Here is a 22,841-nt window from a genome sequence, read left to right on the forward strand (position 1 = left end):
GAGGGCGCCCGGGGGAGACATGGGTTCCCCCACGATGTGAAACGCCCCCGGCTGCGGCTTCCGGGGGCGTTTCGAAGGAGGCGGCCCTCATGAGGGGCGCTGGAGGGAGCTCGTGACTCTGCGGCCCAGCCACGTTGTTCTCCGTACCCGCGCCGTCCCTGTCGGTGACGCCCCGTGCACCTTCCTGGCGTCTGGAAGGTGCTTGGTGTTTTGACTGTAGGTGCCCTGTCCAGAAAAGTCAAGTAGCTCGGTCAAGTGATCCACTGTATGCTCCACTTCACCGTGGCCTCGGAGATCGATACCACCGGTTCACCCCAACGGGGGACGGCGCCCGACCGCGTTGGCGGCTTCAGTGACAGCGGTATGCGCGATGCGGCCGCCACACCCCGGTCTCCAACCCGTGCGACCGGTCAGAGGGTCGGCGACCGCGTCCGCGCCCTGCGCGTTGCGGCGGGACTGACCCAGAGCGCGCTTGCCGGAGAGCGCTTCTCGAAGGAGTACGTCAGCCAGATCGAGCGCGGGAAGACCCGACCGACCGCCGAGACCGTCGCCTGGCTCGCCGAGCGGCTCGGGGTGGACGCCCAGTACCTCGCCCACGGCGTCTCCGCCGACGTTCGCAGCCGCGTGGAGGCGAAGCTCGCCCGGGCCGAGGCTCTGCAGGAGTCCCACCGTGACCAGGAGGCCGTCGACGTCTTCCGCGAGGCGCGCGAGGAGATCGCTGCGCTCGCATCGGCCGAGCTCGAGCTGCGCGCGCTCGTGGGGCAGGGCTGGGCGCTCCAGGAGCTCGGCGAGTCGCGCGAGGCGATCGAGGTGCTGCAGGAGGCGCGGGAGCTCGCCGAGCATCCCCAGTTCTCCGACCTCGACCGGGCCGACGTGCTCTTCCGCCTGGGCTGTTGCCGCTATCGGATCTCGAGCATCCCGACCGCGATCGGTCTCTTCGACGAGGCCCTCGCGCTCGCGGAGCGATCCGGGCTGCCGTGTGACCTTCTGCGCGCGCGGATCCTTGCGTGGCGCTCTCGCTGCCGACGCCGCCAGGCCGACTACGAGGCCGCGCGGGAAGACGCCGAGCGAGCCGTCGAGCTCGCCCAGGCGATGGACGACCCACGGGTCGTCGCGGGAACGTACTTCCAGGCCTCGCTCGTGGCCGAGAAGATGGGGCACTGGGTGCTCGCCCGCCAGTACGCACAGCAGGCGAAGGCGATCTACCAGGAGCTGAACGACGAGCGGAACACTGGTCGCCTGATGTTGAACCTCGGCGGCCTGCAGCTCCTGCTCGGGCATCCCGAGCAGGCGATCGAGCATCTGACGGCGTCGTTCGCGCTCGCCGTCGAGGCCGGCTCGCAGCCGGACGCCGCGCAGGCCCTGGGCAGCCTCGCGGCGGTGCACGAGCACCTCGGCGACCACGACGCGGCCGACGAGCATGCACGCAAGGCGCTTGCGCTCCTGGAAGGGCGCGACGACTTCCTCGACGAGATCGGCCAGTCGAACCTCGTGCTGGGCCGCTCGTTGCTGGAGCGGGGCCGTCTCGAAGAGGCGGAGGAGTGCTTCCGGACCGCGGACGCTGCGTTCGAGCAGATGGCGTCCATCGCGCACCGGACGGGGGCGTGGGTCGCGCTGGGTGATCTCGCGGAGCGTCGAGGGGACGCGACCGAGGCAGCGCGGTTGTACCGGAACGCTGCCGAGGCGCTTCGGGTCGTCCGCTTCTGAGAAAGGAGGATCGAGTGAGCAGAGCGCGCCTGACTTTCGCTCTCGTGAACCTTGCGCTGATCGCAGCCTGGCTGGGTCAGTTCAGGGGTCCGAACCGCACGTTCTCCGACGGCGACTAGCGCTCCCGCGCCGCGGCTACGCTGGCGTCGTGGAGCGTCGGCTTGCGGCTGGGATCGTGATCGCCATCGGCGCGGCGCTTCTGGCGGCCGCGTGCGGCGGCTCGGGCGAGAGCCCGGGCCAGACGACCGCCAAACCCTCGGCGGGAACGCTCGAGGCGCTTTGGCGTGGTCCGGGTGAGGACGTGGCTGTCGTCGCCGGCACGAGCGACCATGCCGTCGGCTCGAACCGCATCTCGTTCCTGGTCGTCGACAAGCAGTCCCGGCTGGTCGAGAGGCCGACCGCCCGCATCTGGCTCGCGCGCGGGCTGAAGCAGCGTCCGTTCGCGGAGACCACCGCGCGCCTCGAGCCGATCGGCGTGCCGGGCGGGGACACGGCCGACGTCGGGGGCATCTACGTCGCCACGCTCGAGCTGCCGAGTGCCGGCAAGTACTGGTACCTCGCCGAGCCCGTGGGCGGGCGCAAGGTGCAGGCGCTCGGCAACATCGTCGCCCGCAGGCAGAGCGCTGCTCCCGCCGAGGGCGATCGCGCGATCCCCTCGAGGACGCCGACGCTCACGAGTGCCTCGGGCGACTTCGCGGAACTGACGACCTCGAGGAGACCCGATCGCGCTCTCTACACGACCTCGGTGGCGCAGGCGCTGGCCGCAGAGGAGCCGTTCGTGGTCGCGTTCGCGACGCCGCAGTTCTGCCAGACGCGCACGTGCGGGCCCGTGGTGGACGTGGTCTCGGCCGTCCGCAAGGAGCAGGCGAGCGCGGGGGTGCGCTTCATCCACGTCGAGATCTACAAGGACAACGATCCGGCGAAGGGCGTCAACCGGTGGGTCAGCCAGTGGCGGCTCCCCACGGAGCCGTTCACGTTCGCCGTCGATCGCACCGGGGTCATCCGCACGAAGCTCGAAGGCGCGTTCTCGGTGGGCGAGCTCGAGCGCGCGGTCGCGAAGGTGCGCTGACCCGGTCGAGGCGCCGGGGAGCCGGACATGTCCCGTCCGGACGTCTTGACACGAGACGGTGTCAGACACCGTTTTGTGTCAAGTGAACGGCGCGCCGGTTTCGTGCCGATCGATCCACAGGGTGCTCGGGGATACGCTGGTGCCCCATGTCGTCGCGCGTGCTCACCTCGCTCCCCGTCGGAGAACGGGTCGGGATCGCGTTCTCCGGCGGCCTTGACACGACCGTCGCGGTCGCGTGGATCCGCGAGAAGGGCGCCGTCCCGTACGCCCTGACGGCCGACCTCGGCCAGTACGACGAGGAGGACGTCGCAGGGATCCCCGACCGGGCACGGGAGGTGGGGGCGGAGGAGGCGATCCTCGTCGACTGCAGGCCGCACCTCGTGCACGAGGGGCTCGTCGCACTCCGCTGCGGCGCCTTCCACGTCTCCTCGGCGGGAAAGACGTACTTCAACACGACCCCGCTCGGCCGCGCCGTCACGGGGACGATGCTCGTGCAGGCGATGCACGAGCACGGCGTCGACGTCTGGGGCGACGGCTCGACGTACAAGGGCAACGACATCGAGCGGTTCTACCGCTACGGGCTCCTCGCCAACCCGGCGCTCCGCATCTACAAGCCGTGGCTCGACCCGCTCTTCGTCGCCGAGCTGGGCGGGCGCACGGAGATGAGCGAGTGGCTCGTAGAGCGCGGGCTGCCCTATCGCGCGAGCGTGGAGAGGGCCTACTCGACCGACGCGAACATCTGGGGCGCGACGCACGAGGCGAAGGAGCTCGAGCTGCTCGACCGGTCGCTGCACCTCGTCGAGCCGATCATGGGCGTCCGTCACTGGGACCCCGCGACCGAGGTCGCCTCGGAGGTCGTGGTCGTGCGGTTCGAGGAGGGCTGGCCGGTGGCGCTGAACGGCATCGACCACGACCGGGTGCAGCTCGTCCTGGAGGCGAACGCGATCGGCGGACGACACGGGCTGGGGATGTCCGACCAGATCGAGAACCGGATCATCGAGGCGAAGAGCCGAGGGGTCTACGAGGCGCCGGGGATGGCGCTTCTCCACCTCGCCTACGAGCGCCTGGTGAACGCGATCCACAACGAGGCCACGATCGACGAGTACCGGACGAGCGGCCGGCGCCTCGGTCGCCTCCTCTACGAGGGGCGCTGGTTCGACCCGCAGGCGCTGATGCTGCGCCAGAGCCTCTCGAGCTGGGTGGGAAGCGCCGTCAGCGGCGAGGTGACCGTGGAGCTACGACGCGGCGACGACTACACGATCCTCGAGACGGTCTCCGAGAACGCCACGTACCACCCGGAGCGGCTCTCGATGGAGCGTGTGGAGGACGCGGCCTTCGGGCCGCTCGACCGGATCGGCCAGCTGACGATGCGGCAGCTCGACATCGAGGACTCACGGGGCAAGCTCGGCCTCTACGGCCGCCTCGGCCTGACCGGAGGCGACGACGACGCGCTCGGCGCCCTGGCACCCGGCGACGGCTCATAAGCGAGCCGAGGCCTCGCCTCAGACGTCGTCGCCGGCGCGCTCGATCACGACGAGCGGAACCCGCGCCGCGGGGCTCAGGCGGAGCAGCGACCGGACGATCTCGGCGCAGTCCTCGGGCTGGATCATCTGCTCCGCCTCGAGGCCGGTCCACGACGCCATCGGCGTGTCCACGAACCCCGGGCAGATCGCGGTCACCCGCACGCCTGCGGCCGCCTCCTCCCGCGCGAGCGAGCGGGTGAGCGAGATCACAGCCGCTTTCGCCGCGCCGTACGTCGCGAGGCCGGGGGTCGGGATCGTCCCGGCGATCGAGGCGAGGTTGACGACGTAGCCCTTCGCCTCACGGAGCGCGGGGAGGGCCTCCCGCGTGACGATGAACGCGCCCCGCAGGTTGACCGCCTGCTGAAGGTCGAAGTGCTTCGTCGTGGTGTCGCCGATCATGCCCGCGATGCCCACCCCGGCCGAGTTGACGAGCACGTCCAGGCCGCCGTGCGTCTCGAGATGGGTCTTCACGAGCCGTGCGCAGTCCTCTTCGTGCTGCACGTCCGCAGCGACCGCCGTCGCGCCGAGCTCGGCCGCCGCTTCCTCGAGGCGCTCGAGCTTGCGTGCGGCGAGTGTGAGGGCGTGCCCTTCGTCGCGGAGCATGCGCGCGATCGCGAGGCCGATGCCCGACGAGCCCCCGGTGACGAGCGCGCTCGGCACGAGGCGATCCTCTCACAGACGAAGGCCGCCAGACGTCCGGCGGCCTCCGCGGAGCAGGGAGAGGTGAAAGGGGGAGATCCTCTCCGGCTGCCCCCCAGTACTCGCCCGGCCTCCCGTTTCCTTCTCCCTCGCGCCGGGATCGCGTGGCGTGAGCCGTCTCTACACTCGCAGGGTGACGCAGCCGACGCTGACGAGCCTCGCCAAGGCGGGCGGGTGCGCGGCGAAGTACTCGGCCGCGCGGCTCGAGGAGCTGCTCGGTGGGCTCGTCCCGGCCGACGCGACCGACCTGCTCGTCGGCCTCGACCCGGCGGACGACGCGGCGGTCTACCGACTCGACGACGACACTGCGCTGGTCTTCACGGTCGATTTCTTCCCGCCGGTCGTGGACGACCCGCGGACGTACGGACGGATCGCCGCGACGAACGCGCTCAACGACGTGTTCGCGATGGGCGGACGGCCGCTGCTCGCGCTGTCGGTCACCGCGTTCCCGGAAGAGCTCCCCACTGCGATGTTGGGGGAGGTGCTCGACGGCGCCGCCGAGGCGACCCGCGACGCCGGTGCGATCCTCGCCGGAGGCCACACGATCCGCGACGACGAGCCGAAGTACGGGCTCGCGGTCGTCGGCACCGTCCACCCGCAGGGGGTGTGGCGCAAGAGCGGCGCGCAGCCCGGCGACGTCGTGCTGCTCACCAAGCCGCTCGGCACGGGCCTCGTCCTCCAGGCGGTGCGCGACGGCCGTGCGCCGGCGGGGGCGCTCGCGGCCGCGGTCGAGGCGATGACGGAGCTGAATCGGGAAGCAGCCGACGCACTGCGCCCGTTCGAGCCGAACGCGGTCACCGACGTCACCGGCTTCGGCCTGCTCGGCCATGCCCACGAGACGGCGCTCCGCTCCGGGGTCCACATCGTCCTCGACGCCGCGGCGCTCCCGGCGCTCCCGGGCGCGGTCGAGCTGGCCGCGGCAGGGGTGCGCACCGGCGGGGATCGGAGGAACCGCGAGTTCGCCGGGCCTCACGTGCGGAGCACGGCCTCGGCGGAGCTCGAAGCGCTGGCGTACGACCCCCAGACGGCGGGGGGGTTGCTCGTGACGCTTCCCTCGGACAGGCGCGTGGTGCTGGAGGCGACGTTCGCCGCGGCAGGCCTCGCAGTGCACGTGGTCGGCCGGGTCGAGCAGGGGAGCGGCGTCTCGCTCGCATGAGCGTTCGGGCGCGTCTCAGCGGACCGGTCTCAGCGCGCCGCTTTCTCCAGCTGTCCGTCGCCGGTGTCGCGATGCTCGGCCTCGTGGTGGCATCGGGCGCGTTCGTCCGCCTGACGGGGTCGGGGCTCGGCTGCGACAACTGGCCGAGGTGCGGCTCCACGCCGTTCCCCGCCAAGGACTTCCACGCGATCGTGGAGTTCGGGAACCGCGTCGTCGCCGTGGGCGGGATCCTCGCGTCGCTCGCGGTGTGGCACGCCTCCCGACGTGTCGACGGGCTGCCACGGTGGGTGCGCCTCACCGCGCTCGCCGCCTTCCTCGGCACCTTGACGCAGATCCCCCTCGGCGGGCTCACCGTGATCCTCGACCTCCACCCGCTCGCCGTGATGTCCCACTTCCTGCTCGCCCTCGTCGTCGTCGCGCTGTCGATCCTGGTCGCCTTCGAGGCGTGGAGCCACTCGGGCGGCCTGGGGGCGCCGGTCCTGCCAGGCTGGCTGCGCCTGCTCGCGGTCGCAGGGGTCGTTGCGTGCGCCGTGATGGTCGTCACGGGGGCGGTGGCCACCGCGTCCGGCCCGCACCCGGGCGCCGACGAGGACGTCCACCGGCTCGGTCTCGGGATCAGCGACACGGTCTACGTTCACGTGCGAGCGACCGCGGTGTACGGGATCGGCCTCCTGCTCATCGGCTGGCAGCTGCTCCGCGCGCGCCGCGCCGCCCCGGGTGTGGTGCGTCTCGCCGTCGTGTTGCTCGGCGTCCTGCTCGTACAGATGCTCGTCGGGGAGATCCAGTACCGAAATGCGCTTCCGTGGGGCCTCGTGCTGGTGCACGTGACCCTCGGCGCCGCGATCTGGGGCCTCACGGTAGGGCTCGCGTACACGCTGTGGCGGCCGCCCCTCGCCCTCGTCGCGGCAGCTCCCGAGCGGGTCGACTCCGTGGGCGAGCCCCTGCGCTCCCGCTGACCGCAGTTACGCTGTCCCCATGACCTCCGCCGACCTGCGTGTCACCGAGCTGCCCGCGCTGCGCAGGCCCGTGATGGTGACGGCGTTCCGTGGCTGGAACGACGGCGGCCAGGCCGCGACCGTCGCTGCGGGGTACCTGGTGCAGCAGTGGGAGGGCAAGCGCTTCGCCGACATCGACCCGGAGGCGTTCGTCGACTTCCAGGCCGTCCGGCCCACGGTGACCCTCGACGAGGGCCTGACTCGACGGATCGAGTGGCCGGAGAACACGTTCTTCCACGCGGAGATCCCCGGGACCGGCCGCGACGCCGTGATCCTCCTCGGCGTCGAGCCCAACTACCGCTGGCGGGCGTTCACCGAGCTCGTGATCGGCCTCGCGCGCGACCTCGGCGTGGAGCTCGTCGTCACGCTCGGCGCCCTGCTCGCGGACGTGCCGCACACGCGCCCCGCGCCCGTCACCGGGGCTGCGACCGACCCTCGCCTGGTCGAGGAGCTCGGCCTCCAGCTGTCCAGGTACGAAGGGCCGACCGGGATCGTCGGCGTCCTCCACGACGCGTGCCGCGCCGCGGAGCTGCGCTCGGTGAGCCTCTGGTCGGCGGTGCCGCACTACGTGTCCCTGGCGCCGAGCCCTCGGGCGGCGAAGGCGCTCTGCTCCCGCCTCTCGGATCTGCTGGGCGCCGAGATCGACACCACCGAGCTCGACGAGGCAGAGGAGGAGTACGCGTCGCAGGTGAGCGAGGCCGTGGCCTCCGATCCCGACACGCAGGCCTACGTCGAGGAGCTCGAGCAGCGCGCCGACACGATCGAGTCCTTCGCGGAAGGGGGCCAGCTGCCGAGCGGTGAATCGCTCGCGGCGGAGCTGACGAGGTTCCTGCGCGACCGCGAGCGCGGGCGGAAGGACGACCCGCCCGAGGGCCAGGGGTAGTTCAGGCGGCGTCCGAAGCGGGCTCGGAGCCGAGCTCCGGCTTCGCTCTCGTGTTTGCGGCAAGTGAGTCGCGGGGCTCGGGGCCGGGCTCCGGCCGGGCCGCGGGCTTCCCGGACGGTGCGTCCGCAGTGGCGTCGCCGCCCTCGGCCTCGGGTGTGACTTCGGTCGAGGTCGCCGGAGCCGCGGAGGTGCTCCCGGCCTCGGCGGAACGCCGTTTGCGGCGTCGCCGGCGAGACTTGCGGGCGGGCGCCTTCGGTGCCGGGAGGCTCTCGGCGAGAGCCGTCGCGATCTCCTGGATCGGCCCAAGCTCCTCGCGGGCCCGGTCGAGCGTCCCGTTCGCCCGCGGCGTATAGCCCTCTGCCGACGCGAGGAGCGCGGCACCCACGGGAAGCGGGAGCGCCGCAGCGATCTTGACGAGCTGGGAGACGTTGTCCTCGTGGCGGTGGCCGCGCGAGTTCGCGACCGCGCCGAGAAGCCGCTTGGCCTCGGGGAACTCCTGGCTCGCCTTCCGGTCGAGCGTCTTGCGTACGGACCGTGCCAGCCGCCACGTCCAGCGGCCGAGGATCTGGTCGGGCGCGCTTGCCTTGCCTTCTCCGAGCGCACGCAGCAGGATGCGCACGCCTGCCGCGCGGTCCTTCTCCCAGGGCGGCGCCTGCGTCACGAGCGTGACGAGGTCGTCGAAGTCCGCACGCTCGACCGGCGTCGCGACACGGTCGGCGAGCGCCGTCATCCGGAGGCGGCGGTTCGGGTTCTCGGCGGCGCAGACGGAGAGGAAGGTCTCGAGCGCGCCCTTGCCGGCACGCCCCTCGGCGAACTTCCGCGCGAACTCGCCCCGCTGGTCGAACCTGATCTGGCGGCCGGCGATCGTCGCCCAGAACCGCTGCTCGTCGTCGTCGAGGAAGCGCGGGTCGACCCGTTGCCATTCGCGCTGGATCACGGCGAGGCGGCGGGCGACGTCCTGGGTCACCGGGACGAGCCACGGAGCCGGCGAGAGCCGGCGGCGCGCACGGCGCGCCGACCGGCGCCGCGGGGCGGGAGTGACGCGCGCGCCCTCCCGGTAGAAGTCGGAGTCGAGCAGTGAGTGGAGCGAGACGACGCGCTCGGAGTGTGTGGCGCCCTTCGGCACGAAGTCGACGACGATGCCCGCCTCCTTGCGCGGGTGCGTGCGCATGATGCGCCCGATCCGCTGCTGGTACACGCGCTTCGACGCGGTCGGCGCGAGGTGCATGCAGACCGTCGCGCGCGGCGAGTTCCAGCCCTCGGCAAGGAGCTGGGCGTTGACCAGGACGTTGATCTCGCCGCGCTCGTAGGCGGCCAGGGTCTCGGCGAGCTCGCGCGGCGGCGTCCTGCCCGACACGGCCGTCGCCTTGAGGCCCGCGGCCCGGAGCTCCTGAGCGAGGTTGTAGGCGTGGTCGACGCCGGCCGCGTACACGATCCCCGGCGTCGACCCGAACCGGTCGCGGTACAGGCTCGCGGCAGCCTGGTTGAGCGCGACGTGGTCGAGGGCTGCGGCCAGCGCGCGCTCCTCGAAGTCGCCGCCCACGATCGGCACCGAGTTGATCGCCGCCACGGGGGGGACACGCAGGCTGCGAAGCGGAGCGATCAGCCCACGGCGCGCTGCGTCGGTGAGCGGCAGGTCGTCGACCGAGGCGGGGAAGACGTCGGAGACCTGCTTCGCGATCAGCTGCTCGGTCGCCGTCATCCCGATGTAGAGCGGCTCGGGGAAGCGGCGGATCGCGTTCGAGGTCTTCTCGCCGAGGGCGGTGTGCGCCTCGTCGCAGATCACCAGCTGGTACGCGCTGCGGGAGAGCTCGTCGCCGTGCCGCGCGAACCACGCATAGGTCTGGATCGTGATCGGGTCGGGCCGAAGCGGCTCCCGATCCTGCTCGATCGCGTCGGTCAGGCGGTCGCCGTACCCCTCGGTGGTGAGGTCGCGGCGGAACTGGTCGACGAGCAGCCGGCGGTGGGTGAGGATCAGGACGCCGAGATGTCGCGCGGCCTCGACGAACCCGGCGGCGGCGATCGTCTTGCCGGACGCGGTGGGGTGCCGGAAGCGGTAGCGACGGGACGCGCCGGGGTCGTCGCCGGCGAAGCCGTGCTCGTCGGCCTCCTCCTCGGCGAGCTCGACCTCCTCCTCGTCTTCCTCTTCCTGCTCGTCCAGGAGCTCCGCGACGCTGCCGTTCGAGCCGCCGTTGCCGTTCTCCTCGGCGCTGCGCTGGGTGGCGGCGATCAGCTCCGTCAGCATCCCGGCGAGCGCGTCGATCTGGTGGCGCCTGAGAGCGGTGCCGGCGGCGGTGGCGGGGCTCTCGGCGGCGAGGACCCGCTCGAGCCCGAGCATCAGCCCGTAGCGCACCTTCCAGCCGGGCGTCGGGCTCCGCAGACCGGCCTCGATCTCCTCGAGCGCGTCGTCCAGCGCGAAACGGCGCGCGGCACCCGGCGCGAGGGCGACACCCGCCTCCTCACCCGGATGGAGAAACGGCTCGCCGAACCACCGCTCCGCGCGATGCGCGGCCTTCTCCAGGTCCGGAAGCGGTTCGGAAGACCGGCTCGAAGTGATAGTGGATTCCTGCATGTATGCAGCCGACTCGAACCGCGGTGCCCTGTCGTGCGCAACCCTTCGAAGAAAGACAGCTCACTCGGGCGTGGTTCGCGCGCCAGCGTCGCTGCACCCCGCAGACTAGCGGAATCGGAGGGCGGCGAACAGTCCTAGCGCTCGCCGAGCGGCCGGCCGAGGACGCGTTGCGAGACGCCCGCCTGGTCGAGGTGCTTCGTGATGCCGCCCCGGAAGAACGGGTAACCGGCCCCGAGGATCAGGCAGGCGTCGATCTCCGCGGCGCTCGAGACGACGCCCTCGTCGAGGATGTGCCCCGCCTCGTCGGCGAGGGCCTCGAGGATGTGCCCGTGGATCTCCTCGACGGTCGCCCGGCCGTCCCTCGCCTCGATCGCGGGGAGGTCGCCGTCGGCGAGCGCCTGCAGGGTGGGCGAGAGCGGGAAGCGGTCGGGGTAGGCCTCGTTCAGCGTCGCGAGGACATGGTTTGCCACCCGAGGGCCGACCATTGCCAGCAGCGCCGAGGGGGGCATCGGGATCCCGAGCCGGAGCGCGGCCTCGTCGGTCTCCTCGAACGTGTTGCCGCTCTCGAGGCCCTGCATCAGCACCGTCGACTGCCGGGTCAGCATGCGGTTGACGACGAAGGCCGGGGCGTCCTTCACGAGCACGGGACGCTTACCGAGCTTCCGGGCGACGTCCCAGGCGGTCGCGAGCGTCGAGTCGTCCGTCTGCGGGCCGCGCACGACCTCGACGAGCGGCAGGACGGCGACCGGGTTGAAGAAGTGCAGCCCGACGACCCGCTTCGGGTGTGCCAGCCCCTCGGCCATCGCGGCGACGGACAGCGCGGAGGTGTTCGTCACGAGCAGGCACTCGGGGGACACGACCGCCTCGAGCGCCGCGAGCACCTCGCGCTTCACGTCGAGCTCCTCGAAGACGGCCTCGAGCACCAGGTCGCAGCCCGCGTACGCCCCGGCTCCCTCCCCCGCATCCACGATCGATCCGAGGAATCGCGCCTTGCCTTCGGGCAGGCGACCCTTGGCGACGAGCGCCGCGAGCTCACCGCGGATCGACTCGACTGCCCTCTCGGTTTGCTCGCGGTCCACGTCCGTCAGGACCACCGGCACCTCGAGCCGGCGGAGGAAGAGCGTCGCGAGCTGTGTCGCCATCAGCCCGGCGCCGACCACCCCGACCCGCTGGATCCGTCTCGGCTCGACGTCCGGCAGCGTGGGAGGCCTCCTGATCCGGCGCTCGACGACGTCGAACGCGTAGATCGACGCCTGGGCCTCCGGCCCCGGCAGGAGCTCGGCGAGGGCGTCCTCCTCGGCCGCGTAGCCCTCGTCGAGGCTCCAGGCGGCTGCGCCTTCGATCAGCTCGAGCGCGCGGTAGGGGGCCGGCGCCTGCCCGTGCACGGCGTCGTCGACCCGCGAGCGCGCCCTGCCGACAACGTCGGCGGCGTCCGAGAGGTCGGCGTCGAGGGCGCGCTTCCCCTCACCTGCCTCGACGCGGCGCAGGAGGAGCTCGAGCGAGTCGTCGAGGAACTCGACGGGCTCGAGCACATGGTCGACGAGCCCCAGCTCGAGCGCCTCGGCGGCCCGGACCATCCGGTTCTGCCGGAGAGGGTTGTCGACGATCAGCCTCACCGCCGCCTCTGCGCCGAGGAGGCGCGGTGTGAGCTGCGTGCCTCCCCAGGCGGGGAACAGCCCCAGGAAGACCTCGGGGAACGCGAGGTGGCGGACGCTCGACGCCAGCGTGCGGACGTCACAGTGGAGCGCGATCTCCAGGCCGCCGCCGAGTGCCGCGCCGTTCACGGCCGCGAGCGTCGGGAAGGGGAGCTCGCGAAGCCGCCCGAAGAGCTCGTGACCGACCTTCCCGCCCTGGCGCGCGAGCTCGGGCGTGATCCCGGGGAAGCGCGTGATGTCCGCACCGGCCGCGAACACGAGCGGCTTGCCGGTGAGCACGAGGCCGCGCCACTCGGGCTCGGCGAGCCGGTCGAGCACGTCGGAGAGCGATGCGAGCGCCTCCGGCCCGAAGGTGCTCGGCTTCCGCCAGTCGGCGCCGTTGTCGATCGTGACCAGCGCGACCGGTCCGACGCGGGTGTCGAGCCGCTGCAGGTGGAACTGCGTGACGGGGTCGTCAGCCATGGCGCGGGTTCTCCCAGAGGAGCGCCGCGCCCATCCCGAGCCCGATGCAGAGGGCGGTCAGCCCGTAGCGGACGTCGGGCCGCCGCTCGAAGCCGTGGGCGAGTTGAGCCAGCAGGCGCACACCCGTCGCGGCAAGCGGATGGCCGCAGGCGATCGCGCCGCCGTACGGGTTGAGCCGTGGGTCGTCCGGCGCGACGCCCACCCCGTCGCACCAGGTGAGAACCTGTACCGCGAACGGCTCGTTCAGCTCGAACAGCCCGATCTCGTCGATCGCGATCCCCGTCTGCGCGAGCACCTTCTCGGTGGCCGGCACAGGCCCGAGCCCCATCAGGTGCGGCTCGACGCCCGCGTACGCGAACCCCACGAGGCGCATGCGCGGCTCGAGGCCGAGCTCTCGCGCCGCGGCCTCCGAGGCGATGAGAGAGGCCGTCGCGCCGTCGGTCAGGCCGGCGGAGTTCCCCGCGGTCACCCGGCCGCCGGCGCGGAAGGGCGTCCGCAGCGTGGCGAGGCCCTCGACCGTCGTGTCGGGCCTCAGGAACTCGTCCCGCTCCGCGAGCTTCCAGCCGTCCTCCGTGAAGACGCTCATCGGGACGACCGTGCCGGCGTAGACGCCGTCGGGATCGTCCCAGGCAGCGGCCGCCCGTCGCTGCGATTCCGCGGCGTAGCTGTCCGCGTCTTCCTTCGTCAGTGTTGGAAACGCGTCATGGAGGTTCTCTGCCGTCTGTCCCATCACGGCCGCGCTCTCGTCGATCAGGCGCTCGGCGACGAAGCGCGGGTTGAAGTCGACGTCGTCGCCCATCGGGTGGTGCCCCATGTGCTCGACCCCGCCCGCGATCGCGAGGTCGCACGCGCCCATCGCGATCTCCCCGGCGGCCGCCGTGACGGCCGTGAGGGCGCCCGCGCACATCCGGTCGACCGCGAAGCCCGGCACCGTGTGCGGCAGCCCGGCCAGCAGGGCGACGTCGCGGCCGAGGGTCAGTCCCTGGTCGCCGACCTGCGCCGTGGCCGCCATGACGACGTCGCCGATCCGCTCCGGCGGGGCCTCGGGGTTGCGCCGCAGCAGCTCGCGCACCGTCTTGACCGACATGTCGTCGGCCCGCGTCTTCCAGAACAGGCCGCCGGGCCCGGCCTTGCCGAACGCGGTACGGACGCCGTCGACGAACACGACCTCTCGAAGCTCGCGACCCATTCGGGGGGAGGATACACGGCCGTTGACTGACGGTTCAATCAGCAGCGGGAGGGGATACTGCGTGGGTGGACTGGGAGGCGAAGCAGGCATGGGCCGACGCGGAGCACGCGCGGCGGCGCTCGACGCCGGCGGGACCGGACGAGCGCGACGACCTCAGGCTGGCAGGCATCGCGGGAGCGTCGTGGGCGGCGGGCCTGGCCGCCGCGATGCTCGGCGACGGGGACGGCGCCGCGTCGCTCCTGCGGCGGGCGGCGGACGAGTACGGCACGAGCTGGCGCGCGGCACCGCCGGGGAGCTGGGGCCGGCCGATCGCCATGATCCGTTGCCGGCTGATGGCCGGGGACGTCGACGGAGCCCGTGCGGACGCCGCCGCCGCGCTCGAGGAGGGAGTGTTCGACGCGGCAGGGCCGATCGGCGGCTACTGCGCCGCGCTCGCTCTGCTCGTGCTCCGGCGCGACGACGAGGCGGTCTCGGTCGCCGAGCGGATTGCCGCCGAGGGGCTCCAGCCCGCTGCGGTCGCGCACGGGCTGGCCGCGATCGGGCGAGGCGACGGCGCTGCGTTCTCCGAGGCGCGTGCGGCGGTCCTGCGCTCCTTCGAGGAACGCGAGGCCTTCCTGGAGGACATGCCCGTCGCGGACACCGTGCTCGTCCTGGATGCGCTCGCCCGACCTCGGGGGCTCCCCACGCCGTCGCTCCCCTCGGCGCTACTGCCTGCGTAGGGTCTGCCGCGGTCGGATTCCGCTGGCGCGCTCGCCGCTCCTCTCGGCCGCGAAGCAGGCCGCTTCAGGGATCTGCCCCGCCGGAGGCGGGGATCTGCCGCGGTCGGATTCCGCTCTTGCGGGATCCGACTTCGCGGAGAAAGATGCTCAGTCCTCCCCCGCGGCCAGCTCCTTCGAGCGTGTCATCGCGGCCTGGATCGCGTTGAGGAACGCCGCCCGCACGCCTGCGGACTCGAGCTCGCGGATGGCCGCGATCGTCGTGCCGCCGGGGGAGGTGACCATCTCGCGGAGCTCGACGGGATGCATGCGCTCGTCGCGGAGCTGCTTCGCGGTGCCGAGCATCGTCTGCACGACGAGCTGGGTCGAGATCTCGCGCGAGAGCCCGAGCAGGAGACCGGCCTCGATCATGGCCTCGGCCAGCAGCGCGAAGTACGCCGGTCCCGAGCCCGAGACGGCGGTGACGGCGTCCATGTAGCGCTCGGGGACACGGACGACGGAGCCGAGGTGGGCGAGCGCCTCCTCGGCCAGCGTGACGTGCGCGTCGTCGGCATGGGCGCCCGCGCAGAGCCCGGCGATCCCCTCGTGGACGGTCGACGGCGTGTTGGGCATCGCCCTGACGACCGGCACCCCTGCGGCGAGATGCCGCTCGATCGTCGCCGTCGGCGTGGCGGCGGCGACGGAGAGCACCGTCTGTTCCGGCGTGATCGCCGGGCCGATCTCCCCGAGAAGGGCGTCGATGTCCTGGGGCTTGACGGCCACGACGACGAGCGCAGCGTGCGCGGCCGCCTCGACGTTGTCGACCGATGCGGCGATCCCGTGCCGCTCGGCCAGCTCCGCGACCCGCTCGGGGCGCCGGCTGGAGGCGGAGATCTCGCCGGGACCCCGCCAGCCGGACGAGAGGAGCCCGACGATCAGCGCTTCGCCGATCCGCCCGGCCCCCAGGACCGCGATCCGCCGCTCGTCGACTGCCATACGCAACTCTATGCAGCCCTGCGTGCGCGGCGCCGCGCGATCCGCGCTCCCTCGACGGACGCGCCGCGAACGAGCCCACGCGCCCAGCCGAGCAGGAGGATCTCCCCGGCGAGGCCCTGCCACTCCTCGTACGGGGCGAGCAGCTCGGCCGTCTCCCGGGCCTCGACCCAGCGGCCGGTCAGCGCTGCCTGGAGCTTCACGAGCGAGAGGTCCCCGATCAGCGCGTGGTCGTAGCGGCCGAGGCCCTCGAGCGCCACGACGCCGACCGACCAGGGCCCGATTCCGCGCTCGCGCGTCAGGCGGGCGCGGACGACCTCGGTGGGGAACGCGTGCAGGCGCTCGAGCTCGACGGTCGCGGCGAGCCGGGAGAGCACGGTCGCGCGCTGCTGGGCGAGACCGAGGCGCCGGAGCGCGACGGGTGAGAGAAGCCGGAGCGCAGCCTGCGTGACCACGTGGTCGCCGCACGCGCGCGTGATCGCCCGCTCGATCGCACGCGCCTGCCGCGCCTCGATCAGCTGGCCGGCGAGCGCGCGAACAACCGCGTGGGCGACAGTCGCTCTGCGAAGCGGTCGATAGCCGACGAGCGCCCGGGCCGAGGGGCCGATCAGCGGGTCGCGTGCGAACCGGGAATGGAACTCGCCGGTGTCGTCGTCGAGGGCGAGCATGAAACGCGCCGTTCCGAGGGAGGGCTCGTCCGGTGCATGGATGAGAACCCGTCCGTCCGGGCGCTGCCACGCGGTCGCCGAGCGGCGGTCGGGCAGCGCGCCCGTCCAGGTCCCGCTGCGCGCCATGAGGCGGAGGCGGTAGGGCCCGACGGGCGTGACGACGTCCTCGACCACGGCGCTGACACTACTCCGGCTGTACGCTGGGCCCGGATCGGGTGGCAGGCACCGCACGCACCTCGGGCATCGTGCTCCTCGCGCTCGTCGCGAGCGCAGCGTGCGTGACGCTTCGGTCTGCGCCTGCCCTCGCAGCAGCCGAGCCGGGCCGGGCGCTGACGCTCGTGATCGACCACGGGGCCAAGATCGCGATCCGCCGGGCGCCGGCCGGCCGGACGCTCGCCGTGGCGGGCTGGAAGACGCCGTTCGGCTCCGTCAGGCGCCTGCGCGTCGTCGAGCGGCGCGGCAACTGGTTCGCGGTCGAGAGCGACGTGCTCGAGAACGGCGTGGTCGGCTGGGTGCCGGTGACCGCGGCAGTGCGGATGCGGAAGGTGCGCTACGGCGTCGAGGCGGATCTCTCCCAGCGGCTCCTGACGCTGCGCGAGAACGGCCGCATCGTCTTCCGTCGGCGGGTGTCGATCGGGGCGAGCGACTCGCCCACGCCGAGCGGCAGGTTCCACGTCACCGACCACGTCCCGGGCACGCGCTGGGGCCTCGGCTGCTGCATCGTGGTCATCTCGGGGAACCAGCCGCGACTTCCGGCCGGGTGGAACGGCGGCGACCGGCTCGCGGTGCACGGGCCTCCGGGCTCGAGGCAGACGATCGGCACGCCGGCGAGCGCCGGCTGCCTCCACGCCACGGAGCGGACGCTCAGGGCGCTCGCCCGCCTGCCGCTCGGCACGCCCGTCGTCATCCATCCGTAGGGTCACGGCCGTGCGGCTCGTGGATGCGATCTCGCTTCGCTCGCGCAGGCGCAAGCTCTCGCTCTTCCTGGAGCTGATGCAGCCGGACGCGTCCACGACCGTGCTCGATGTCGGGGTCGACGAGGTCTCGCTCGGCGAGGCGGGGGGCGAGAGCGGCTGCAGGACGCACAACTTCCTCGAGGAGCGCTATCCCTGGCCGGGGCGCCTCACGGCGCTCGGCCTCCACCACGGCGCGCGCTTCCGTGAGCGCTATCCGCACGTGGCATACGTCCAGGGAGACGCCTGCGCGCTGCCCTTCCCCGACGGGGCCTTCGACGTCGTCCACTCGAACGCGGTGATCGAGCACGTCGGCGGCCGAGAGCGGCAGCAGGCGTTCGTCCGCGAGGCGCTGCGCGTCGGTCGCAGGGTCTTCCTCACCACGCCCAACCGCTGGTTTCCGATCGAGGTGCACACCCGGCTCCCGCTCGTCCACTGGCTGCCCGAGCCGCTCGCCGGACGGCTCTACGACCTCGCGGGGAAGCCCTGGGCGAGGGACAACCACCTGCTGGGTGCATCCGACCTGCGGTCGCTCTTCCCGGTGCCGGTGGAGATCCACAACCTCGGCCTGACGCTCGTCGCGACGACGTGACCCGGCGCGTCCCCGCTCTCGCGCTGCTCGCGCTCGTCGTCGGGCTCGCGCTCCACAACCTCGCGATGGCGCTCCTCTGGGAGGCCGGCGTGCGCGACACGGCGCTCGACGTCGTCGCCGCGTGGAAAGAGGCATTGCTGCTCGTGGCGCTGGTCGCGGCGCTCGCAGCGGTGGGCACGCGGCCCGACCTCTGCTGGGCGGACAGGCTCGCGCTGGCGTACGGCGTGATCGTGGTCGTCTACTGGCTGCTGCCGCAATCGTGGCTCGGTGGGGAGGCGACGGTGCGCGGCGAGCTCTATGCGCTCCGGCACCACCTGCTTCCGCTCGGCGCGTACCTGCTCGGCCGGCTGATCGTCCTCGATCGACCGTGGTGGAGGCGCATCGGGCTGGCGATCGTCGCGGTCGGTGTCGGGCTCGCAGCCTGGGGCCTCGTCGACGTGTACCTCGTGCCGCTCCGGTGGTGGCGCGACTCGGGCGCGCCAGGCTGGTTCGAGGAGCAGCTCGGCCTCGCCTACAGGTGCCTCTCGGGGCTCCCCGAGAACTGGATCCTGAACACGGACGAGGACAGCCCCGCCCGGCGGCTCGTCTCGACGTTCCTGAGCCCGCTCGCCACGTCGTATGCGCTCGTCGTCATCCTGCTGCTCCTCGTCTGCGCACGGCGGCGGTGGTGGACGGTCGCCGCGGGGGCGGTCGTGTACGCGGGCTTCCTCTGGGCTCACACGCGGGCGGCGTTCCTCGTCCTGCCGGTTGCCCTGCTCGTCGTCGCCGCACTACGGAGGTCGTGGGCTCCCGTCGGCCTGGCGGTCGGCTCCGCCGTCGTCTCGGCGGCGTTCGTCGGGCTCTTCCCCTCGATCGGGCCCGAGACGACGTACACGGAGACCGAGCTCGCCTGCCTGCGCGAGAACGCGGCGGCCGAGGGCGAGGCCTCCGACGACCCGTTCAGCCGGGGCGAGAGCTCGATCTCGAGCCACCTGAGCGCGCTCCGGGACGGGATCGAGACGGTCGCGCGCCACCCGTGGGGCTACGGGCTCGGGAACGCGGGCGTGTCGGCCTCGCGCACCGGGGCCGAGGTGAAGGCCGGGGAGTCGACCTACACGGAGCTCGGGGTCGACGCCGGTGTGCTCGGCATGGTCGCCTTCGTCGGCTGGCTCGTCGCGCTCTGTCTGGCGCTCCTTCGCCGGTCGGCGTGGCTCACGTCGTCGGTGGCCGCGGTCGCGCTCCTCGGCCTCCAGACAGACGTGATCGGGATCCACTGGCTGTCGGTCGCCGTGTTCGCGCTCGCCGGAGCAGCCATCGGCTCCGATCGCGGCGCGCCGCCTCCGGAGGACGCGCTGTAGGGCGGTCGGACCGCCCCGAGCCCGGGGCTACGAGCCCGGCCTGCCGAAGCTCGCGCGCCGCTCGGCGTCCGCCTCGTCCACGAGGTGCCCGTCCCGTCCGACGTAGCCCCCGCTCGCGCCGACGACGACCATCACGAGATCCTCGGCGCCGCCGTTCGAGACGCGCCGCGGTGTGGTCGACGAGACGTGCACCATCCCGCCGGGGCCGAGCAGCCTGTCCTCGCCGTCGACCTCGACCCTCGCCGTGCCCGAATGGACGAAGTAGAGCTCGTCCTGCTCGTCGTGGTAGTGGTGAAACCCGAGGTAGCCGGGCGGCATCACGATCACGTTGACGCCGAACGCCTCTACGCCGAGCGCCTGGCGCACCTTGCGGAAGCCGTAGCCCGAGCCCAGCTCCTCGATCGTCCCGAACGCATGGGTCACCTCGTCGCTCCCTTCGTCCCGACCATGGCGTCGATCGTCCGCCGCAGCCCCTCCTCGAAGCCGACGCGAGGCTCGTACCCGATCGCCTCGCGCGCGGCGCTCACGTCCGCCCATGACTCTCGCACGTCGCCGGGCTGCGCCGGGCCGAACGTCGTCTCGACGGGCCGGTCGAGGATCCCCCCGATCGTCTCCGCGAGGGCGTTGACGGTCTCCGCGCCGCCTGTGGCCACGTTCAGGACCCTGCCCGCGGCATCGGCAGCGTCTGCGGCCAGCAGGTTCGCCTCGACGACGTTCTCGACGTACGTGAAGTCGCGTGACTGCTGCCCGTCGCCGTGGACCGTGACCGGCCGCCCGTCGGCGATCGCGCGGATGAACCGCGGCACGACGGCCGCGTACTGGGAGGTCGGGTCCTGGCGCCGTCCGAACACGTTGAAGTATCTGAGAGCCACGGTCTCGATCCCGTAGACGCGCGTGAAGCTGACGCAGAACCTCTCGGCGGCGAGCTTGGCGACCGCGTACGGGGAGATCGGGTTCGGTGCCTGCGTCTCGACCCGCGGGAAGGCTCCTCCATCGCCGTAGACGGACGAGGACGACGCCGCGACCACCCGTCGGATTCCCTCGTCGCGGGCCGCGAGGAGCACGTTGACCGTGCCCTCGACGTTGACCGCGGTCGAGGTGAGTGGGTCCTGGACGGAGCGGGGGACGGAGCCGAGCGCACCCTGGTGGAAGACCACCTCCACGCCGCGCACGGCCGTGTGCACCCGCTCGTACGAGCGCAGGTCGCCCTCGACGACCTCGACCTCGCGGCCGAGCGCGGCAAGATTCGCGCGGCTTCCCGTCGAGAAGTTGTCCAGCACGCGCACGTCATCGCCCCGCTCGAGGAGCGCCTCGACGAGGTTGGAGCCGATGAACCCGGCGCCGCCGGTGACGAGGACCCGGGTCACGCGCGAACCGTGCCACTGTCGCGGAGCGCGGGGGAGTCGCCGGGGACAGGCACCTGCGGTGTCGGTTCCCGGTGGAGAACGCGGGTCACGCCGCTCGCTCCGCGACGACGTGGTAGTTCGCCGCGAGCGTGCCCGGGCGCTCGTCGCGCAGCAGGGTGACGTGCCGGTCGAGCGCCCGCGCCACACGGTTCAGCACGGAGACGACGGGGCCCCGCACGGGACGGAGCGGAGTCCGCCGGAGGACGTGCTCGAGGTAGATCGCGTTGAGCATCGCGAGGGAGGAGGCCGTGCCGGATCCGGCGGACACCGTAACCGAACCCCATTCGCCGTTCTCACCGAACAGGCGCTCGAGCCCGGCTCCCGTCCAGCGCCAGAAGTCGACCGGGTTCGGGTGGTACACCATCGTGCCGTGCGTCGCGAGGAGCACCCTGCCGCCGGGCCGGGTCACGCGGTGGAGCTCCCGGACTCCCCGCGCCGGATCGTCGACGTGCTCCAGCACCTGGGCGCAGAGGACGACGTCGAACGACGCGTCGGGGGCCGGGATCGCCTCGATCGGCCCGAGCAGGCTTGCGTGCGGGTTGGGGACGCTGTCCAGTCCGACGATCTCCCTCGCGTGCGACTCGAAGAGCGGGCTGTACGGCATCTCGCCGCAGCCCACGTCGAGGAGTCGGTAGGGACCGAGGTCGGCGGCGGCCCTGGCGGCTTCGTCTCCGAGCCAGCGCACGAGGGGCGCGCGCACGGCGTAGGTCGGCATCGAAAGCGGCGGGTCGAGTCGGCTCTCGGGAGCTCGCGTCACCGCACCACGACCCCCGGGTCACGGACGGTCGCAAGCGCGATCGCGATCCATGTCAGCGCCCCCAGCGGAAGCCCGGCGACGAGCCCGATACCGGCCCAGACTCCCGCCGCGACGCAGAGCCACCCGAGGCCGACCAGCGCGGCGGGAGAGGAGCGAAGGCCGCGCACGCCGGCCGTGACGGCCGCTGCGGCGAGCCCCAGCAGCAGCGCGATCCCTGCGATGCCGAGGTCGGCTGCAACCTGGAGATAGAGGAGCTGTATGCCCCACGGGTGCGCGGGCGAGGGGAACGCCTGGTCGGGCTCGTCCGGGAAGCGCTCCCGCGCGTCCTCCAGGAACGGCCCGTAGGCCCATTCCTCGCTGGAGGCCTGCCATCCCACCCCCGTGATCGGACGGTCGAGCCAGATGCGCCCGCCGATGTAGGCGAGCAGCGTGCGGTGGGCGTAGCTCTCGACACCGGTCTCCTCCACCCGATCGCGGAGGCCCAGGAACTCCGCGAATCGCTCGATCGTGTCGGCCCGCATCGCCGCGGTACCGGCCGTGACCAGCAGCGTGATCGCGGCGAGGGCGACCGCCCGCCGCGCCCGCAGCGCTCCCAACGCCCTCGCGGCCAGGAGCAGCGCTGCGACCGCGAGCCAGAGCCCGAATACAGCCGTCATCGCGCCCGAGAGGATCACACCCAGCGCCCCTGTCGCGAGCGCGACCCAGGACCACCGCCTTCCCGCCGGGCGGCCGTCCCCGAGCGCCACGCCTATCGCTCCGACCACGAGGGCGGCTCCCGAGAGCGCCGCGAAGTCGTGGATCCCGACGAAGGAGGGCTCTCGCTGGCCGGGCCGCTTGCCCTCGAACTCCGACACGATCCCGAGGAACTGAAGGAGGCCCCACGACGTCGCGGCGACGCTCCACGCGACGACCGCGCGGACGAGCGGCATCAGGTCCTCGCCCGAGCGTACGAGGAGGACGGTCGCGGGAAGCAGGGCCGCGTACCAGGCGAACTTCGCCACGCTGATCGCGTGCGTCGTCAGGTCGTATTCCTCGCCGAGCAGCGACGGGGTCGCGAGCGAGATCGCGCCTGCGAGCACGAAGGCGGCCGCCAGCCCCAGCACCACCCGCGCGCCGGCGAGCGGCTGCCAGCCCTCGCTCCTCCCTCGGAGGGCCGCAGCGACGACCACGCAGGCGATTGCGGCGTCGGCGAGCGTCGCGTCGACGGTGCTGGAGCCCAGACCGACGGAGAGGCTGGGCTGGTACGTCGGGTGGAGGAAGAGGAACGGCACCGCCGCCGCCAGGACGATTGCTCCGGCCGGCGCGTCACCGACGAGCGCCCGCGCCGTCCCGGCGGACGCGTGCGCCCGGGGCAGCGGCTCGGCCGTCACCGTGCGGACTGTAGCGAGGCACCACGACGCGCCCTGGAGGGCGTGCGGGTGCCAGCGGTGTCCGCTGCGGCATGTCCCGGTGCCAGGCACGAAGACATGGCCGGCCTGGCCACGACCGTTGCGGCCACGTCCTCGTGCCAGGTACGAAGCCATGTCTCGA

The 22,841-nt window shown here is 72.6% G+C and carries 20 protein-coding genes; 10 read left to right on the top strand and 10 right to left on the bottom strand.

Annotated features, from left to right (window positions below):
* Window positions 1-363: 363 nt before the first annotated feature.
* The 3 genes from VFO26_RS07575 to argG all read left to right on the top strand — a co-directional run bounded on the left by VFO26_RS07575 (window position 364) and on the right by argG (window position 4,260).
* On the top strand, window positions 364-1,707 hold the full coding sequence (locus tag VFO26_RS07575; RefSeq protein WP_325114322.1) for a transcriptional regulator: 1,344 nt from the start codon (window positions 364-366) through the stop codon (window positions 1,705-1,707).
* Window positions 1,708-1,855: 148 nt separating this feature from the next.
* Window positions 1,856-2,776 (top strand): hypothetical protein, encoded by a 921-nt coding sequence (locus VFO26_RS07580; RefSeq protein ID WP_325114323.1) that lies wholly within the window; start codon window positions 1,856-1,858, stop codon window positions 2,774-2,776.
* A gap of 146 nt (window positions 2,777-2,922) precedes the next feature.
* Window positions 2,923-4,260 (top strand): argininosuccinate synthase, encoded by a 1,338-nt coding sequence (gene argG, locus VFO26_RS07585; protein WP_325114324.1) that lies wholly within the window; start codon window positions 2,923-2,925, stop codon window positions 4,258-4,260.
* 18 nt (window positions 4,261-4,278) lie between these two features.
* Here argG and VFO26_RS07590 read toward each other — a convergent pair whose 3' ends face one another.
* Window positions 4,279-4,959 carry an SDR family oxidoreductase gene (locus tag VFO26_RS07590; RefSeq protein ID WP_325114325.1) on the bottom strand — a complete coding sequence of 227 codons (681 nt, stop codon included), beginning with the start codon at window positions 4,957-4,959 and terminating at the stop codon, window positions 4,279-4,281.
* 172 nt (window positions 4,960-5,131) lie between these two features.
* Between VFO26_RS07590 and selD the strand changes: the two genes are divergently transcribed.
* The 3 genes from selD to VFO26_RS07605 are packed head-to-tail and all read left to right on the top strand — an operon-like array spanning window position 5,132 to window position 8,032.
* Window positions 5,132-6,154: a selenide, water dikinase SelD gene (gene selD / locus VFO26_RS07595; protein ID WP_325114326.1), complete on the top strand. Its 1,023-nt coding sequence runs from the start codon at window positions 5,132-5,134 to the stop codon at window positions 6,152-6,154.
* Window positions 6,151-7,110 (top strand): COX15/CtaA family protein, encoded by a 960-nt coding sequence (locus tag VFO26_RS07600; RefSeq protein WP_325114327.1) that lies wholly within the window; start codon window positions 6,151-6,153, stop codon window positions 7,108-7,110. The genes selD and VFO26_RS07600 overlap by 4 nt, the downstream gene beginning before the upstream one ends.
* A gap of 19 nt (window positions 7,111-7,129) precedes the next feature.
* Complete coding sequence (locus VFO26_RS07605; protein WP_325114328.1) at window positions 7,130-8,032, top strand: PAC2 family protein; 903 nt, start codon at window positions 7,130-7,132, stop codon at window positions 8,030-8,032.
* Between the two features lies 1 nt (window position 8,033).
* Here VFO26_RS07605 and VFO26_RS07610 read toward each other — a convergent pair whose 3' ends face one another.
* The 3 genes from VFO26_RS07610 to VFO26_RS07620 all read right to left on the bottom strand — a co-directional run bounded on the left by VFO26_RS07610 (window position 8,034) and on the right by VFO26_RS07620 (window position 13,910).
* Window positions 8,034-10,604, bottom strand: coding sequence for a DEAD/DEAH box helicase (locus VFO26_RS07610; protein WP_325114329.1), 2,571 nt, complete (start codon window positions 10,602-10,604; stop codon window positions 8,034-8,036).
* Between the two features lie 134 nt (window positions 10,605-10,738).
* Window positions 10,739-12,721, bottom strand: a complete 1,983-nt coding sequence (locus tag VFO26_RS07615; protein WP_325114330.1) for a 3-hydroxyacyl-CoA dehydrogenase NAD-binding domain-containing protein — start codon at window positions 12,719-12,721, stop codon at window positions 10,739-10,741.
* A complete protein-coding gene (locus tag VFO26_RS07620) occupies window positions 12,714-13,910 on the bottom strand; it encodes a thiolase family protein (RefSeq protein ID WP_325114331.1) in 1,197 nt (398 codons plus the stop codon). Before VFO26_RS07620 ends, VFO26_RS07615 begins: the two co-directional genes overlap by 8 nt.
* Before the next feature lie 65 nt (window positions 13,911-13,975).
* Between VFO26_RS07620 and VFO26_RS07625 the strand changes: the two genes are divergently transcribed.
* Window positions 13,976-14,629, top strand: coding sequence for a hypothetical protein (locus tag VFO26_RS07625; protein ID WP_325114332.1), 654 nt, complete (start codon window positions 13,976-13,978; stop codon window positions 14,627-14,629).
* Between the two features lie 147 nt (window positions 14,630-14,776).
* Here the strand turns inward: VFO26_RS07625 and proC are convergent, their stop codons facing one another.
* Window positions 14,777-15,601 carry a pyrroline-5-carboxylate reductase gene (proC, locus tag VFO26_RS07630; protein ID WP_325114333.1) on the bottom strand — a complete coding sequence of 275 codons (825 nt, stop codon included), beginning with the start codon at window positions 15,599-15,601 and terminating at the stop codon, window positions 14,777-14,779.
* An 8-nt stretch (window positions 15,602-15,609) separates the two neighbouring features.
* Complete coding sequence (locus VFO26_RS07635; RefSeq protein ID WP_325114334.1) at window positions 15,610-16,440, bottom strand: hypothetical protein; 831 nt, start codon at window positions 16,438-16,440, stop codon at window positions 15,610-15,612.
* A gap of 41 nt (window positions 16,441-16,481) precedes the next feature.
* On the opposite strand from VFO26_RS07635, the gene VFO26_RS07640 reads away from it, so the two are divergent.
* The 3 genes from VFO26_RS07640 to VFO26_RS07650 are packed head-to-tail and all read left to right on the top strand — an operon-like array spanning window position 16,482 to window position 19,148.
* On the top strand, window positions 16,482-17,183 hold the full coding sequence (locus tag VFO26_RS07640; protein WP_325114335.1) for a L,D-transpeptidase: 702 nt from the start codon (window positions 16,482-16,484) through the stop codon (window positions 17,181-17,183).
* A gap of 10 nt (window positions 17,184-17,193) precedes the next feature.
* Window positions 17,194-17,811 (top strand): class I SAM-dependent methyltransferase, encoded by a 618-nt coding sequence (locus tag VFO26_RS07645; RefSeq protein ID WP_325114336.1) that lies wholly within the window; start codon window positions 17,194-17,196, stop codon window positions 17,809-17,811.
* Window positions 17,808-19,148: an O-antigen ligase family protein gene (locus VFO26_RS07650; RefSeq protein WP_325114337.1), complete on the top strand. Its 1,341-nt coding sequence runs from the start codon at window positions 17,808-17,810 to the stop codon at window positions 19,146-19,148. Before VFO26_RS07645 ends, VFO26_RS07650 begins: the two co-directional genes overlap by 4 nt.
* Window positions 19,149-19,175: 27 nt before the next feature.
* On the opposite strand, the gene VFO26_RS07655 is transcribed toward VFO26_RS07650, so the two are convergent.
* From VFO26_RS07655 to VFO26_RS07670, 4 genes are all read right to left on the bottom strand, one after another.
* Window positions 19,176-19,571: a cupin domain-containing protein gene (locus VFO26_RS07655; RefSeq protein ID WP_325114338.1), complete on the bottom strand. Its 396-nt coding sequence runs from the start codon at window positions 19,569-19,571 to the stop codon at window positions 19,176-19,178.
* On the bottom strand, window positions 19,568-20,515 hold the full coding sequence (locus VFO26_RS07660) for an NAD-dependent epimerase/dehydratase family protein (protein ID WP_325114339.1): 948 nt from the start codon (window positions 20,513-20,515) through the stop codon (window positions 19,568-19,570). Before VFO26_RS07660 ends, VFO26_RS07655 begins: the two co-directional genes overlap by 4 nt.
* 85 nt (window positions 20,516-20,600) lie before the next feature.
* Window positions 20,601-21,269, bottom strand: a complete 669-nt coding sequence (locus VFO26_RS07665; RefSeq protein WP_325114340.1) for a class I SAM-dependent methyltransferase — start codon at window positions 21,267-21,269, stop codon at window positions 20,601-20,603.
* A gap of 38 nt (window positions 21,270-21,307) precedes the next feature.
* On the bottom strand, window positions 21,308-22,681 hold the full coding sequence (locus tag VFO26_RS07670; protein ID WP_325114341.1) for an O-antigen ligase family protein: 1,374 nt from the start codon (window positions 22,679-22,681) through the stop codon (window positions 21,308-21,310).
* Window positions 22,682-22,841: the final 160 nt, after the last annotated feature.

Source organism: Gaiella sp. (assembly GCF_035710885.1).
Lineage (GTDB): Bacteria > Actinomycetota > Thermoleophilia > Gaiellales > Gaiellaceae > Gaiella.